At 69.7% G+C, this 16,406-nt stretch carries 10 protein-coding genes; 3 read left to right on the top strand and 7 right to left on the bottom strand.

The window, feature by feature from the left end:
• Nucleotides 1–179 precede the first annotated feature (179 nt).
• Nucleotides 180–1,082 (bottom strand): hypothetical protein, encoded by a 903-nt coding sequence (locus ACLQ24_RS24385; protein WP_425894038.1) that lies wholly within the window; start codon nt 1,080–1,082, stop codon nt 180–182.
• Complete coding sequence (locus tag ACLQ24_RS24380) at nt 1,079–1,480, bottom strand: hypothetical protein (protein ID WP_425894037.1); 402 nt, start codon at nt 1,478–1,480, stop codon at nt 1,079–1,081. Before ACLQ24_RS24380 ends, ACLQ24_RS24385 begins: the two co-directional genes overlap by 4 nt.
• A gap of 73 nt (nt 1,481–1,553) precedes the next feature.
• Here ACLQ24_RS24380 and ACLQ24_RS24375 point away from each other — a divergent pair, with 73 nt between their 5' ends.
• Nucleotides 1,554–4,352, top strand: coding sequence for a CHAT domain-containing protein (locus ACLQ24_RS24375; protein WP_425894036.1), 2,799 nt, complete (start codon nt 1,554–1,556; stop codon nt 4,350–4,352).
• A 12-nt stretch (nt 4,353–4,364) separates the two neighbouring features.
• On the opposite strand, the gene ACLQ24_RS24370 is transcribed toward ACLQ24_RS24375, so the two are convergent.
• Complete coding sequence (locus tag ACLQ24_RS24370; protein WP_425894035.1) at nt 4,365–5,474, bottom strand: tetratricopeptide repeat protein; 1,110 nt, start codon at nt 5,472–5,474, stop codon at nt 4,365–4,367.
• A gap of 436 nt (nt 5,475–5,910) precedes the next feature.
• Here ACLQ24_RS24370 and ACLQ24_RS24365 point away from each other — a divergent pair, with 436 nt between their 5' ends.
• Entirely contained in the window at nt 5,911–13,458 is a 7,548-nt protein-coding gene (locus ACLQ24_RS24365; RefSeq protein ID WP_425894034.1) for a hypothetical protein, read from the top strand.
• Between the two features lie 95 nt (nt 13,459–13,553).
• Here the strand turns inward: ACLQ24_RS24365 and ACLQ24_RS24360 are convergent, their stop codons facing one another.
• Nucleotides 13,554–13,901 (bottom strand): GlsB/YeaQ/YmgE family stress response membrane protein, encoded by a 348-nt coding sequence (locus tag ACLQ24_RS24360; RefSeq protein ID WP_425894033.1) that lies wholly within the window; start codon nt 13,899–13,901, stop codon nt 13,554–13,556.
• A 112-nt stretch (nt 13,902–14,013) separates the two neighbouring features.
• Between ACLQ24_RS24360 and ACLQ24_RS24355 the strand changes: the two genes are divergently transcribed.
• The gene (locus tag ACLQ24_RS24355; protein ID WP_425894032.1) at nt 14,014–14,667 is read left to right on the top strand and encodes a hypothetical protein; all 654 of its coding nucleotides are present in this window, start codon (nt 14,014–14,016) and stop codon (nt 14,665–14,667) included.
• Nucleotides 14,668–14,682: 15 nt separating this feature from the next.
• Here ACLQ24_RS24355 and ACLQ24_RS24350 read toward each other — a convergent pair whose 3' ends face one another.
• Genes ACLQ24_RS24350 through ACLQ24_RS24340 form a run of 3 tightly spaced genes read right to left on the bottom strand, consistent with a single transcriptional unit; the run spans nt 14,683 to nt 16,146 of the window.
• A complete protein-coding gene (locus ACLQ24_RS24350) occupies nt 14,683–14,943 on the bottom strand; it encodes a hypothetical protein (RefSeq protein WP_425894031.1) in 261 nt (86 codons plus the stop codon).
• On the bottom strand, nt 14,940–15,998 hold the full coding sequence (locus tag ACLQ24_RS24345) for a helix-turn-helix domain-containing protein (protein ID WP_425894030.1): 1,059 nt from the start codon (nt 15,996–15,998) through the stop codon (nt 14,940–14,942). Before ACLQ24_RS24345 ends, ACLQ24_RS24350 begins: the two co-directional genes overlap by 4 nt.
• Entirely contained in the window at nt 15,985–16,146 is a 162-nt protein-coding gene (locus ACLQ24_RS24340; protein WP_425894029.1) for a hypothetical protein, read from the bottom strand. The genes ACLQ24_RS24345 and ACLQ24_RS24340 overlap by 14 nt, the downstream gene beginning before the upstream one ends.
• Between the last annotated feature and the right edge of the window lie 260 nt (nt 16,147–16,406).

Here is a 16,406-nt window from a genome sequence, read left to right as displayed (position 1 = left end):
AATCCTTGTTCCGCAAGCCCGAAGTCCGCTACGCCGCCTCCTGACCATCAACTATTTGCCTTACGGGTCAATAACCGGATACCAGCATTGCTGTCTCTCCCCTTCCAACAGGCCGAACTACACGCCCGGATCTCACGTTCCCGGGAACCCCGCCCGACCGCCGGCACCTGACCCCGGGATCACCGGTCCTTGCGAAGCAAAAGGGTCACCGCCTCTCCGTCGGCCGTGCCGAAGGTGCCGGCAGTGGGATGTCCCAGCGCGGCGCCGAGGGTGCGTACGTGCAGGTCGACCACCGCCTCCACCAGGTCGGCCAGCACGGACACCATGCCGCGGCCCCGTCGCCAACCCGCCACGCACAGGCCGAGGCCGACGATCGCCGCGGGCCACCACAGCGGGCCGAGCGCCAGATACAGCAGCCCCCAGCCCACCCATCGGGCGGCGGCGGCGAAGTCGGCCTGCGCGAGGGTGAGCGGCTCCCGAGTGTCCTCGGGCAGCAGCAACCACAGCCGGGGCCAGGCAGCGGCCAGGTCCAGGCCGTAGCAGGCCCGCACCCGTACCGCCGTGGCGAGCATCCGGTCAGCGATCCACGTCGGACGGTCCGGCTCGGTCAACGCGATACGGTCGCAGGCGCGGGCGAGCGCCTGGGTGTCCGGTAGTGGTCCGGCGTCGTCGGCAGCAGACCGCAACCGGCGTGCCTTATCCCGCAGGGCGGTCTCATACCGGTGCATGGCGGCGTTCCACCGGCGCCGCCGGCGGCGGGTCAGGGCATCGCCGGCCCGACCCCAGTCCTGGGTCCACAGGGCCATGACCAGGCGTTCCAGGCTCTGGGCGGCCAGCGCGGCGACGACGCCGCCCAGCACGACACCGAGGACGATCAGCAGCGCGGACCCGGTGCTCCGGGCCGGTGCTCCGAGGGCGAGCCGGTCCCCCTCCTGCCGCAGCAGCCGCAGGTCCCACCAGTGGGCGTGGCCGAGCCGCACCGCCGCGGTGACTATCGCCACGAACACCACACCGGGCAGCGCCAGTCCGGCGAGCCACCGCTCTGCCAGCTTCCCGCCGAGCGAGGCGATGACCGCGTTCACCGGTCCATCCGGAACGTCGGCAGCGGGCAGTCCCACACGGCGCAGCGCGGCGGCGGGCCGGCGTCCGGCCGGGGGATCTCGACCCGGTCGCACAGGTCGGCGGGGCACACCTGGACCACTTCCGGGCGGCGGCCGTGGATGCCGGCCAGGGGCAGGTAGCGGTCTCCCCGGACGGTCGTGTCACCACCGACCAGGCCACCGACGCGCATCAACTCGGTCACCTCGGCGAGCACCGCGTCCACGCCCTGGATGGACAGCGACCGGTCCCGCAGCCGCGTCAGGGCCCGGGCCGGTTCCGGCCCGAGCAGGTCGCCCACCTGCGCGATGTCCGCGCAGATCCGAGCCAGTCGGGTCGCCCGGTCGTCGTCGAGTCGCCTGTCCGGCACCGATTGACTCATCGGCTGATTATCTCCTGTCGATGTGGCGCACGGCTGGCAGGCTGGGGAGCAACCGCGACGGGGAGGTACGCCGGTGGGTGGCTACTCAAGGGACGCCGTCGACGACTGGCGTCGTGTCGCGGCCGGCCAGCGGCGCGGCGACCGGCGCTGGGCCGAGGCCCAGGTGGAGCTGGGGGCCGCGCTGCTCGACCGGTACCACGCGGACCAGGCGCGGCAGGACCTGATCGAGGCCACCGTCGTGCTGGAGGCCGCGATCCGCACGATGGCCGACTCCTTTCTGGCCGAGGAGTTGGGTACGACGCACGGCGTCCGCGCGCTGGCCACGTACACCGATGTGCTGCTGGCCAGAGCCCGGATCGAGAGTGAGCCGCGGCTGCTGGACATCGCCGAGCAGTATCTGCGGTTCGCGGAGGACGCCTCGGCCGACCTCGGCAACAGCGCGGTGCTGATGCTCAAGACCTGCCAGGTCTATCGGGTCCGGCACGACTTCGACGGCTCGGTCGACACGCTCTACCGGCTCACGGCCATCGCCAAGATGGCCGAGAACTGGATCAGCGAGGAGCATCGACCCGCGTTGCGGGGCATCCACGCGGAGGCGCTGTTGCGCGCCTACCAGCTCACCGGTGTCGAGGACTACGTCGACGAGGCGCTGGACCTGCTGTCCGCGGTGGACACCACCGGGCCCAACCAGGACCAGATCGTCATGCTGCGAGCCCGGTGCCTGCTGGCCAGGGCGTCCGGGACCACCCACACGGGGGACGTCGAACGGGCCGTCGAGGTGCTGCGGGACCACACCCCGCGGAGCAACGATCCTCGTTTCCTGCTCGGGCAGACGTTGCTCACCCTGGTCGACCGCACCGGTCGCGCCGAGTTGCTCCGCCAGGCCTGGGAGGAGTTCGCCGCCGCGCTGAACACCGTCCCCGAACGGCATCCACACCATCGGATGGCACTCGCCAGCCTCTCCACCGTCGGAATGAAGACGCACCAGCTGACGGGCGACATCTCCGCCCTGGAGACGGCGATCGGCCTGCTGCGCCGGGCGCTCGCGCTCTCCGTACGCGGCGAGGCCAACCACGCGTTGTACCTGGACCAGTTGGGCTACAGCCTGCGGTTGCTCTACGACGCCACCGGGGAGCCCGCCTACCTTCAGGAGTCGCTCGTTCTGCTGCGCAAGGCGCTGGACGCCCTGCCCGCGCGCGATCCGCATCGTGCCGAAACCGGGTTGTCCATCGCCCAGGCGTTGCGGGCGACCTACCTGCGTACCGGTGAGCCGGCCCTGCTCACCGAGGCCGCCGAGCGGGCGCGCGCCGCCGGCCGCATCGACTCCGGCGCCGTGCCGGTCCGTATCCAGGCCTTCGACAAGGCGGCCTACACGCTGACCGCGCTGGGCCGGTGGGAGGAGGCGGCGGATGCCTTCGACGAGGCCATCACGCTGCTGCCCCGGTTGGCCTCCCGGGGACGTACCCGGCACGACCAGTACGCCGACCTCGGCTCGACGGCCGGGTTGGCGGCGACTGCCGCTTCCTGCGCGATCGGCGCGGGGCAGCCGGAGCAGGCCTTGGAGCTGCTGGAGCGTGGCCGGGGCCTGCTGCTGCACCAACGGTTGACGGCGGACGGCGAGTGGGCGGCGCTCCAACGCGCCGACGGGCGTCTGGCTGCCGACTTCCAGCGGATGCGCCGGGACTTCGAAGCGCCCGCCCCCGAATCGTCCCGACCCACCACCTTCGGCCGGGACCGGGAAACCGAGTGGAACGTGCTGCTGGCGACGATCCGGGAGCTGCCCGGCTTGGGTGACTTCCTGCGCCCGCCCAGCGCCCGGCAACTGCTCGACCAGGTCGACGGGACGGTGATCGTGCCGGTCGCGAGCGAGTTGCGCTGCGACGCGCTGATCCTGCGGCGGCACCGCGTGACGGTGCTGCCGCTGCCTGATCTGTCGCTGACCGATGCGATGACGCAGCTGCGGCTGCTCCAGGAGGCCACCACCTCGGCGTACGATCCGGCGGCGGACGCGCGGAGCCGGTTGCACGCCCAGTCGGTGCTCAGCGGCGTACTCGATTGGTTGTGGTCTGCCCTCGTCGGGCCGGTGCTGGACCGGATCGACGCGCCCGGGGTGGCCGGCGAGCTGCCGCGCGTCTGGTGGTGCCCGGTCGGTCCGCTGGCGTTCTTCCCCCTGCACGCCGCGCAGTCCGGCGCCGGTCGGTCCGCCCTCGACCGGGTGGTCTCCTCATACACCCCGACCGTGACCGCGCTGGCCCGTCGACGCACCGCGCCGCGGCAGTCCCGGCACGACGCCCGGTCCTGCGTCGTGGCGATGCGCGCCACTCCCGACGGCCCGGGCGCGCTGCCCAGCGCCGAACGTGAGGCCGCGTCGGCGGCGCGGGCGCTGCCCGGAGCGTGGGTCGGGCTGGACGCGAGGGCCACCCGGCAGCAGGTCCTGGATCGGTTGGCCGACTCGACCTACGCGCACTTCGCGTGCCACGCCGTGGCCGACCCGCAGGACCCGGCGCAGGGCCGGCTGCTCGTGCACGATCACCAGGACAGCCCGCTCACCGTGGCCGACGTGTCCCGGCTCGACCTGGACGCGGAGTTCGCCTTCCTGTCGGCCTGCGCGACCGCCCAGGCTCCGCCGACCCTTGTCGACGAGTCGCTGCACATCACCGGCGCCTTTCAGCTCGCCGGGTTCCGGCATGTCATCGGCACCCTGTGGGAGGTCGACGACGCGGTCTCCCTCGCCCTGACCACCGCCTTCTACGAGCACGGCGACGCGACTGGCTCGGCGGCGTATGCGCTGCACTCGGCCGTGCGCGGGCTGCGGGACCGCTACCCGCTGGCGCCGACGCTGTGGGCGGCGCACATCCACACCGGAGGTTGACCTCCGTTTGGATCAGCGGGTACGCCGGACCAGCGCACGGGCTTTTTCCGTGTCGGGATGGGTCGGGCCGTGTACCCGTTCGCACCCGGCCAGCGCGGCCCGCGCCTCGCGGCCCGCCCGCCGGTCACCCGCCTCGATGAGCAGTTGGGCGAAGAGCGTCCGCATCTCCAGGGTCGCGGGATGGTCGACGCCCCGACCCCGTTCACTGTCCGGCAGCGTTTCGGCCAGCAACCGGATCGCCTCGGCCCGCCGGCCCACTCCCGCGAGCGCTCTGGCCAGGGAGTGCCGGGCGTGCAGACGTACACCGTCGGTGTTGCTGAGCGCGCGCCCGGCATCGTCCGCGAGCGCCCGGGCCGCGTCGACCGCCTCGGCCGCCCGGCCGTTGTCGAGCAGGACGACCAGCAAATTGCTGCGGGCCTGCATGGTCAGCGGGTTGGTGGGGCCCATCGTCCTGCTCATCCGCTGGACCACGTCCCGCAACGCGCGCTCGGCCTGCTGGCTGTTGCCCTGTAGGTGCTGAAGGCCGGCCAGTTTCATCTGGCAGGTCAGGGTGTCTGTGGCGTCCCGGCCCAGCGTCCACGCCATCCCATCGGCGACCCGTCGTAGCAGCGGCTCGGCCTCGTCGAGCCGGCGCAGCTCGATCAGCAGCCAGCCGAGGTTGTTGCCGCTGCGTAGCGTCTCGGCGTCCCCGTCGCCCAGCACCCGACGCCGCGCGTCGTAGACGTCTCGTTGCACCCGTTCCGCCTCGGCGTGGGAGCCGCGCTGCCAGAGCGCGAAGGCCAGGCTGTGCTTGGTGCGCAGGGTGTCCGGATGCTCCGGCCCCAGCACCGAGCTGCGCAACCCGACGACCTCCTGATAGACGGCCACGGCATCGTCGATGTCGTTGGTGCGCATCAACTCCTGCCCGTAGCGGTACCCTGCCTCCAAGGTTCGCGCGTCGGTCGCGCCGTGCTGCTCGTGAAAGGCGTGGTACTGCAAGCCGTAGGCGGTCGGACCGCCGACCGTCCGGGTGGTCGAGCGGCCATCATGGGTGACAGTGATCTCGATGACCGGGCCGGTCGGCGTGGGTTCGCGCGGTGGCTCGTCGTCGCGTTTGCGGCTGCGGTTGAACCATCTGCCCACTATGCGCACCTCCTGCGGTGTCAACGGCCTCACGACCGAGTGACGTCCCGGATTATGCTGCCTCCGACATGCGGGATACCACAGCATCCCTGATGGTGCGCGAATCTTGGGGCCGATCAGCTCGGCGGCGGCGGACACTCCATCGTCAGGTGGGAAGCGGTCACCGTGCGACGCAACCCGGTGCGCAAATCAACAGAAAACAGCGCGGCTTGAAGACTTCTGTACGACGACTGGATCTCCCGCCTTCGGATGCCGATCATCCACCGCGATCTTCCCTCCCGATGGATCTGGTGATCGTTCACTCGTCCTCGCTACACTTCGCAGCCGAGGCCTTCTGGCCTGCCTGCTCCACCGAGGCGGCAACAACCGGGAATCCCAGCCGGTCGCCGGGCCGTCAGCCCCATCTCACGGACCGCTCTGCGGAGCGCATGCCTCGGTGCCCGCCGGCCGGCTGGTGTTCGAGATAGCGGGCGGAGAGCGGCACATGATGGACGGTTGTCCCGAGTTCCTGGTCACGTGGCTGCCGAACGCGGGCGTCTATCTGGGTGCGGAGCCGGGCTCTGTCCCGCCCGAAGTGCTCGACGCCCAGCCGGTACCCGGCACCCTCCTGCTGCACGTAGACCTGAGGGCGGTCGGCTCCACCCTGGTGCGCGACGTGCTGCTGACGCAACCGCCGGAGGTGGTGGCACGGGCAGTGGACGGGTCGGCGAGGTCGGTCGTCGCTGGACTCGACGCGGCCGGGGCCCTCGCCCGCGCCAACGAGTTGGGCCTACCCGTGCTTGTCCCGGGCACCACGCTCACCGCTGACGCCCCCGAACGAATGTTGCCGATCGACGCTCAGGGTCGTCCGGCGCAGACCCCGGCCGACGTGGAATACGTCCTGGTGTTGCCGGAACTCCACCTGATCACCGAGCATCCGGCCGTCCACGGCGACAGCCCGGGGCAGGCGCTGACCGGCCCCCCGGTGCCGGGTCAGGTCCGGTGGGTTGGTGCCGACGGAGCCGAGCTGGGCCTGCTCCGGCCGGTCCTCGACTCCCTCATCGACCGGATCGGCGGCCTCGCTGGCATCCACGAACTCACCACCTCGGTCCGGGAGGCCACACCTGTCACAGGTGGAGTGATCGGGCTGTGGCGTGAGCTGGCGACCCTGGGACCTGGGGAGGCTAGGCTGGTCACGGTCGACAGCCGGGACGACGTGACGACTGCGCTGGCGCTGCAGTTTCCCGGCGGCGTCGGGCTCCTACACGACACCCCGACGGGTGTACGGGCCGCGACCCTGCCTCGACGCCCGAGCACCCTGAGCATCGCCCACGCGGACGTGTCCGAGAAGGCAAGCGCCCTCGTCACCGGCAGCATCGTCACGCCGACGCCGGCTCCCGAGCTGGCCGATCTGAGCTGGTTGGCGGAGATCAATCCGTGGCTCGGTGTCGGCGGCGATTTCGTGACCAACTGTGTCCTGGCCGCGATCGGCACCGACATGAGCTTGCAGGAGAGAGGCGCTCTTCGGTTTCAGGTGCCGCCCTCGAACCCGCTTGAGCTCAACGACCTGGTCAACTACGCGAACGACACCGAGCGCCGTGTCAAGATTCCCGAGCAGGGCTTCCGCTTCCTGCACGCGACCGTCGCGGACGTACGCCGGGCGTTGGGCGCGGCCGCGGTGTGGGATCGCGGCATCGTCGCGGTGCCGGACACACCCGGACAGCCGCAGCACGTCGTGAACGCGGTGCGGTTGGCGGACGGAGTAGCCCTGCTGGACGGTCAGCTCGGTCGCCCGGTCGAGATCGCAGATGACACCGAGGCGTGGTTCCTACCGCTGACCGAGGGCGCGACGCTCGTCGGCCCCGCCGTCGCCGCGACGGACCTGCACGCCACTCAGGCCGGCGCGGCCCGGCCTGGACGGCCGCTACCCATCCCGCCGTCGCGGATCGAGCAAAACCCATACCGACTCTTGGCCGAGGCGGTCGATAGCCTGGTAGCGGGCGAGGCCAGCAAGGGGCAACTCGATCTGCTCCGCATGACGTTCGAGGACAGGACGCTCGATGCTGGCTCGGTGGTCACCGGATCGCTGAGCCTCCCCTCGGACTCGCCGCCGCTGTTCGGTCCGATCGGTGAGGTGCTGGCGACGAATTTCCCGCAGGGCCTCATGCTGTTGAGCTGGGGGGACCTCGAACCCGCACCGCACTCCATCACAATCACAATTGAGGTGCCGCCGCAGTATGCGCGGCGGGTCTCCTCTTCGGAGGGCGACCCCTACGTGATGGTTGATCTGCGCGCACTGGCCGACCGTAACGCCGTGCTTCAGCGGTCCGGCGTGGTCACCTTGCCAGAGCCCGTTTCGGCGCCGGCGACCGGCGGCGATCTCGTGGACAGGCTGCAGGGCCTGCTAGACAACCTGGCCAAACGGCCCAAGCCCAACCCGGTCGAACAGAATAGCAATCCGTTGGATATTTTCTTCCACGCGATCAGCGGGATGCTGACGCCGGAAGAAGCGGTGACCGTCGCGGCTTGGGCCAACAGCCAGAAGGCGACGCGGCAGAAAGCGGCCTTGAGCACGCTGGAGAACCTTCCCGCGGGCACCCTCACGCCGGTCTGGCTGAGCGGCAAGGTGTACCTGGCGGTCGGGGCCGCCGACATTAAAAAAGTCATGCTTCTCGCCCCGGTGCCGCCTGGGAAATTCTCGCTGACCGAGCAGTTGCTGAACGTGCCTGCCGAGGTCTACCTCAATGGCGAGGGCCAACTGGCGCAGATCGTCCTCCAACCGGCGAAGCCCGTCGCGGGTGCGCACACCGTCGACGAGGTGGGCCCACCGGTCAGCCACCCTGCGGAGACCGTCGCGGGTGCGCTCACCGTCGACGGGGTAGACGCACTGGTCAAAAAGGGTGTCACCCGCCTCGAGCAGGGTGATCTCACTGTCTTCATCGTGGACGCAGAGAGAGCAAAACCAGCCGATGTCGAGTCGGTAGTTCGAATCAGCCACCAGGCCGCCGGCGCATTCGCCAGCATAGACAAGCACCTGAAAGCTGTCCTGGTGCTGGACAGGGTTGGTCACCCGACCGAAACCATCTATCGCGAATTGGCGTCGGACTTCGGCGTGTTGATCGCTCACCCGATTCACGCCCACACCGCGGTGGTCGCGGGCCGGCAGGGTCAGTCGCTCAGCTCTCCCTCCGGATGGGCGCTCACCGATCCGGTCGGGAACACTGTAGAGCTGGAGGTGAGGGCGGGAGAGCCGGAAAAACTCGACCCGTCGCGGTTGCAGCACATCGTCGACAATTGGAGCACATTTCCGGCGGCCGGGCCCACCAGCAGGAGTGCGCCCGCACCGGCCCCGACCGCCGAGAAAGCGGCCGTCCGCTCACGGCCCCTTCCCTCTCTCCCGACGACCACCACGGCCGCGCCCGGTCCACAGACGACCGTCGCACCCGCACCGGCCACAACCGCCACGGCCGCGCCCGGTCCACGAAGGACTGTCGCACCGGCACCGGCCACGACCGCCCTGTCGCCCCAACCGGCTGGCGAGATCGTGCGCTATCTGGCATGGAACCAGCAAGCCCTCAACGACACGCTCACCGCACAAACCGCCGGCATCCATCTCCCACCGGGAACGGTGACGGTCGCTGGCGTGGTGGGACTTCACGAAGGCAGCCCGTTCCTCTGGGATGGGCTCAACGCGGTTACTCCAAGGGCGGTGGCCAATGACGAGCTTTTCAAGAAGTTCGGGAACGGTGCGCGTCGCATCCTGGTGCTTCAGCTCTACGGGGACCCGGAAGCGGCTAGGGAGTTCACCCGCGCCATCCAGCAGCGGATCACGGATGCCTTGTCCCGCAGCGTCCGCGCCCCGAGCCGCGTGGTGCTGGGCAGTCACAACCCCGCCGACGACACGATCCTGTGGTACGCGGCCACGGGGCCGGTTTTCCAGCTACACCGAGCGCAATCTGTCGACGAGGCGCTGCGGGCCGTTCCGCCGGCGATCAACGTGATCTCCGAACTGGGAAACCGCCTTGACGGTCACACCTCATCCCCCGATGTGCCCACGGCAGAACTGGTCAATGTCGCGCTGACGCCAGGAGCGGGCCAGGGGTCGCTGCCAGCAAGCCTCAAGCGCGAGGTCCGCGTACCGGTCCGCCGAGGAGCCACCATCGCGGAAGTCGCGGAGGCGGCCCGGCATTACCTGAAGCCACACACGCTGCGCGAGGACATCTCGCGCGCCGACGGCCGCGTGACGGTGCCGGTCCGCATCGGCCAGGGCCTTTCCGCGCACACCATGGTCCTGCCGGCCGTCCACACCCGCTTCGAGCCATCGGCGTTGGTCACCCGAGGGGAGGCTGGCTACGACCGGGCGGAGCACGTCTGGATCAACAAACACCAGGTGGTTGCCGGAGCGGACGGCCCCATCATCTATACCGCCGTACCGGTCGCCCCACACGTTAAGATAGCTGAGCTTCTCGATCGACTGCGGCCGGAATTCGTCGCCTCGATCACCATCGAGGCCGGCAGGACCGACGGCGACAAGATCACACTCCCTCCCACCTTGGGAACCCACGAGGGTGAGAAGGTGACAGCTGCCACCTACACGAGTCGCCTGCCAGACCCTGGGGACGGGATGCACGTCGTGATCCTCCAGGAGCCGTTGGCGACCGAGGACGACCCATTCGTTAAGAAACTCGCGAGTAAAGCGTTCGTCCTCGCGAACCTCGTAGACGACAACGGAAACCGTGGTTGGCTACCCTTCCGGACGAATAACATTCCGAGGAAATTCTTCGGCAACAATGGTTTCACCACGGCTTTTGCATCCCTGTTCTGGCATGACCAGGACCACCGGGATTGGTTCCTCGAGCCCGCAGCCCAGCAGAACGCGGTAACAGCTCTCTGTGCGGGCAAGATCGCGGAGCCGAACGACGTGTCCGCCCTGCTGGTGCGACGAGCGATGGCCGCCGCGCCGCCCAACTCGGCCAGCCACCTCCTCGGCTACCTCACGCTGCCGCGGGATGCCCCCACCACTGGCCCAATCGTTGACCTGCTGTCGCACTTTCCCAGCGGCCTGGCCATACTCAGCCACGAGCGCGAACGCGGAAGTATCCAGGTGCAGGTGCCATCCCGCTTCGGCGCGCTCGTCGGGGCAGAGGCCTCCGGCCAGCATCGGACCGCGACCGGCGGATCGTGGGTACTCGACGTCAGCGCCCTCGCCGAGGCCAATGCCCAGCTGGACGCCCGCGGCCAGGTGACGCTGCCTCCGACCGAGACCGCCACACTAGGCATATCTCGGGTGCGAATGTTCCTCAGCGTAAGAACGCGGGTCGCGCCCGACGAGACACCTGTACGACGGGCCGAAATTCTCTTCCGGGCGGTCGCCGGCAAGCCGACTACCGTCGACGCGTCGGCCCTCTCGTGGTGGGCCGAGACACGCGGTGCCAACAAACGTTCGACCCCGGCGGCGACGCTGTCCCAGCTCGGGGGCGGCGCGGTCACCCCTGTGTGGACCGCAGCCGGGGAGATCGCGCTGGCCGTGGGCACAGACGATCCGATACAGCCGATCATTCTCAGCACGAGCAATGAGGAGATCGATCTACCCACCCTGGGCCGTGAAGTCGATCTCCTGCTCGACGACGACAATCGACTGGCACAGATCGACCTGAGCGTGGCCGGTCACGCCGTCGTCGACCTGCGCGGTCCGGCGCGAAACACCTCGGAGGTCGCGCCCGCCGACGCACCCATCGACCTCGCCGACACGGTGATAGCTGAGCTAAGTCGACGCAAAGTCAAACTGTCCCCGGAAATGCGACGGCAGCTGCAGGGCGTTTACAGCCACCCTGTTGGACGCCGGAGCAGCACGGTGGGCGCGAGCCGCAGCATGGTGGATGCCCTCGCACGGAAGGTCACCGGTACGCGGAAGCATGCCGATCCGGCCGCGTCATTCCGGAATCAGTTACTCGCGCAGGTTCTGGAGTCGGCCAGAACGAACGGCACCGCACTCACGTCCGAGCAGGTGCTGCCGATGCTGCAGACGTTCATCGAGGCCAACGGCCTGGGTTCGGGCGCAGTCGAGGTGACCGACGAGATGGTTCAGGGCTTCATGCTGGACATGGCCGCCCCCCACATGCCGGCGCAGCGTAGGCGGCAGTTGCCAAAACCCCCCAGCCTGGCTGGGGCGCCTGTCTGGCCGGTCGATGTGCGTAGCCCCGTCGTGGTGCCGTGGGCATCGGAGGTCGAGGCGGCTCGCGCCGAGGCGACAGTCGGCGTACGCGCCCACGTCTCCGTCCACCCGCACTCAGACCAGCTGACCCGCTCCGCCTTCGACGTGCGCCGTTACTTGCTCAACGACACCTGGCGCACCGAACTCACCGTCCGCGTATCCATCACCGACCCTCATCACCTCACGTCCGACGACGGCGACCGAGTATTCGCCGCCCTGCTGTCCGGCGCCCGCAAACTCAGCGATAACCCCACAAACGTCCTGCCCACCATGGGCGACCGACTCACTTTCCGGGTCGAACGAGTCCCACCGGGCACCAATGCCCACCTACCGATCGAACTCACCGTACGACCCAACGGCGGTACCGGCGCCATGAACCAGTTCCGCTGGTGGACCGACGCCCCCGCCGAGGCGTACGTCCACGAACTCCTGCACAACCTCGGTCTGCCGGACGACCCCGTTCGCGGCAACACCATGGGCATCCCCACTCTCAGCACCGACGGCACCGCCCTGCACCCCGAATCGCACCTCGCCCAGGGCGCCCTCCAACCCCGACAACTCTTCGTCCTCCAACAACTCGTCGGCGACACCAACGCTCTGGGCGGCTACGACGGCACCGAAACCGTCCCCATCCGCGCCGAACAGATCGACGCGCGGCACTCCGCGATGGTCGAGCCAGGGCAGCCGCCGTCGTGGCCGCTGCGGTTGGACGATGGCGTACAGCAGAAATCCCACGTCTACGTCATCTCGAGCAGCAACGCGGGCGTGGCACGGACCACGGTCGAGCAGCTGGCCGCCCTGGCCGATGCCGAGCGCCCCGTCGTCCTGCTCGGCACCCCGCACTCGAGACGGACGGCCGACACCGCGCATGACATCCGCGCGCTGAACCATCTTCTCGAACAGTTCGCCCAACGCGGCCAACTGCCCATCGTCGTACGGCGTGGAGCCGTCGATCTCAGCCTTCTGCGGGTCACCGAGCAGTACGGCGCGACCGTGCTGCACCAGATTCCGCAGGGGGCCGGCGGCGGCCTCGCGCAGCTCGAACCGAGCTGGCAGGCCACCGTCGCCCGAGCGGATGGGGGCACCGAGACCTCCACCGACCTGTGGTCCCGGCTCGATGCCGGCGTCCTGGCCGCAGCGAGGATGATGGCCCACCCGACTGTTGCCGTCACCCGCGTCGACGACGCCCTCGGCTCCCTCATCTGGGCGCCGGTCACCAACCGGCGTCAGCTGTTCAAGCAGCTCCGCGAGACCTGGTCACCGCAGGACGTCACGGCCCACCGCGCGCACGTCGAGCAGATGATCCAGCGGGTCCCCGATCAACGCGACCTGCGGGTCTTCGCCCCGGCACTGGAGTTCAGCTCGACCGGGCACGTCGACGTCGTCTTCGACTACGCCGACGCCACCGTCGAGGCCCACCGGCCGAGCACCCTCCTGCAGGCCGTGGGAAGCCTTGCGGCCGCCGGGCACCTCGGCACCGGCCTCGAGGGCGGCCTGAGCACCGCCAACCTCGCCGACATGGTCACCGCCATCGACGGCCCCACTGACGCCACCGCAGTGACCGTGTCGATCCTCGGCATGATCAACGACATCAAGTCCGCAAAAAATTTCGACGTCGCCGGCAAGTTCATCGCCGAAAACCGGGACAGGATCACCGCCGAGCAGAAGGGCCAGTGGGCCGATGCCATCGCCGCGCTGCGGACCGACCTCCCGCAGCACGTCGCGCAACTCGATGTCCTTATCACGGACGTCTTCAACTGTCCTCCGAAAGAGCCGGCCGAGTCGTCATGACAAGGACCGCCGACGTGACACGTGCAGCGGATCAGCTTGGCGGGGGCCGGCCGCTCGGTTCGCGGGCCTCAGGCGCACCGTGAGAAGAGCGGCGGTCAGGATTCGCGCTTGGCCTTGCTGCGACGGATCCGCCGACGAAGAGTTTCGTCACCGCCGGCCAGCCGGGTGAAGGTGAGCATGTTCGCCAGCGCCACGGCGACGATCGCGAGGCCGACCTGGATCGCGAGCACGATCCAATCCCAGCGCAGCACCCACACCCGCACGCCGGCGTCGTCGTCGACGTGCAGCGCCCTGGCGACCACGGTGCCCAGCACCGCCGAGCCGACGCCGATGACGAACGTGGCGACGACGCCGATCCGCTGCCTCCCCGGCAGGATGAGCCGGCCGAGCAGGCCGACGAGGGCACCGATGAGCACCGCACCGAGATGACCGGATACCAGCATTGCTGTCTCTCCCCTTCCAGCAGTGCCGAACTACACGCCCGATTCTCACGTTCCCGGAAAGCCGACCCCCGATAGGCTGACGGGCCTTTCGCCCGTAGACCGAAGGACGCCCATGGCCCGCCCCTACCGCCCCGGACCGAAGCAGTTCGTCTTTACCGCCGGTGACGGCACCGCGCAGCACGTCTCGGTGGGCGACCCGCAGGAGGCCTATGTGGCGTTCTCCGCGTTCTTCCGGGGCCGAGACTCCGACACGTACACGATCAGGGACGAACCCGCGCGGCAGAGCCTGGTGCTCATGCCCCGCCTGGGCGTGATCTCCCGGATCGAGGAGGCGGACCCGCCCCGGTCGGCACACCTGCGGGTCGACCGGGCCAACCGCTACCTTCCGAGCGCAATGCTGTTCTTCGAGAACGGCTATCGCGGCCTCGACCACTTCGGCCAGTGGTTCCCCGACCTCGCCGACCTCGACGCGGCACCGGAGACCCGCGGTGCCGCCCGCGCCGCCACCATCACGACGCAAGCAGCGGCGCTCCACGAGGTAGCCCGGATCTGGGCAAACTCGGGCCACGTCGACCCCAGCGACCAGTACTACGTCTTCTTCGACTCCCACGACGCCGACGACGACCGCGCCGATCGGGCCACCCTGCTCCCGCTGCTTGAACTCCTCGGCCTCGAACGAGTCGATGCCGCGGCCGACAATGCCGGAGGCGAGGTCTGGGTGCGCACCGACCCCCGCCTCGTCGCCGAATGCACCCGCTGGTCGTGAAAGGGGCGGGCAGCGTCAGCGGGTAAGCCCGACCAGCGTCGCCAGCCGCGCCACGCCGGCCGGCGCCGGCTGCGCGCACGCACAATCGGCGATGAGGGTACGCGCCAAAGGCCGCCCCCGAACCTCACCCGGCGCGACACTGTCCGCGTCGACCAACGCCCGTGCCGCCCCACGCAGGTCACCGGCCCGAAGGTAGAACCGCGCGACATCGAGCAGGTAGGCACCCCGATACTCGGCCGGCAACCGCCGCCACCCCTCCCGCCGCACGATGCTCACATGTCGTGTCCGTGCGCCGTCGGTGTCACCCCGCTGCGCGGCGAGGAGCACCCGCGCCATCTCCACGACCACCGCCCCGAAACTGGTGGAGTGCGGGTCGTCGTACCCCGCAGGTCGACGGCGACGCCCACGGCCCGGTCGATCAGCTCGCCGGCGCGACGGTGCTCACCGCAGCCGGCGGCAGCGAGGGCGGCCTGGACCAACAACGTCCCACCCACCGCCCACCCTCGACGTTCACCCCGGCGCTCTCCCCAGCCCCGTTGCGCACCCCCACCCCCACCCCCACCCCCGCCCCCGCCCCCGCCCCCGCCCCCGCCCCCGCCCCCGCCCCCGCCCCGATGATCATGAGGTTGGCGGGCACTTTGATCTCCACCAGTCTCGCCAACCTCATGATCACCGAGGTCGGACGAGGGCGGGAGGACGCGGGAGGACGCGGTGAGGGTCGCCGACAGGGCCAGCCAGTCCCGACCCGACGCGCGCAGCGCCTGGGCCACCGCGATTGCCGCTGTCGCCGCGAGGACTCGGTCGTCTTGGGCAGCGCCCATCGCCCGATCGGCGGCCAGCCAGGCGAGGTCAGCCTCGCCGAGCTTGACCAGCAGCAGCACGGTGAGCCGGTACGCCCGCACCAGCAGCTCCGGCGACCGGGCACCCTGCGCGGCGTCGAGCAGACCCGGCACCACGCGCAGCAGCTCCGGGTAGTGCGCGTGCCGGTACGACAACCAGGCATGCCCGACCTGCCGCCTCAACTCATGCGACGGCGGTGGACCCGGCGGGGTGTCGTAGCGGGCGAGCACCTCCCGGATGTCGTCCACCCCAGCCGAGGCGCTCGTCGGGGCGCTGGGCGGCTGACCGAGCAGCACCTCCGGGTCGACTCGCAGGACTCGGGACACCTCCTGGATGACGGAGTACCGGTCCAGGGGGCGGACGCCGCGCTCGATCTTGTCCACCCAGCTCTTCGACCGACGCAGGCGATCGGCCAGCATCTGCTGCGTCATCGACCGCCGCACCCGCCAGCCAGCGACGCGTCGGCCGATGGGGAGGTCATCGCTGGTCACGCCGCCACCGCCGGTCCGGGACCGCACGGGTCATGTCGTCCACGGGTACGCGTTCCGCCTCGGCCTGAGCCAGAATGCGCTGCTTGGCAGCCTCCCGCTCGGCAGCCTCAGCCTGCGCACTCTGGCTCGTCGACTCGTCGTTTCGCATCTTCACCTCCGTCAACCAGGGCGCGACACTCCGCCTCTGCTGCCACCCGGGAACTTCTTGCAATCAGGCAATCGGACTGCCGACTGAGGCGCCAGATGGCGAGCGATGCGCTCGGTTGCGCTGGTCAGGACGTGGCTTGCGCGGGGTTGCGCGGGTCCCCATCGGACGACGGAAACTCCTAGGCTTATTGACCCGTAAGGCAAATAGTTGATGGTCAGGAGGCGGCGTAGCGGACTTCGGGCTTGCGGAACAAGGATTTC

This window comes from Micromonospora sp. DT4 (assembly GCF_049841675.1).
Lineage (GTDB): Bacteria > Actinomycetota > Actinomycetes > Mycobacteriales > Micromonosporaceae > Micromonospora.
This window is presented reverse-complemented; position numbering and strand designations above follow the sequence as displayed.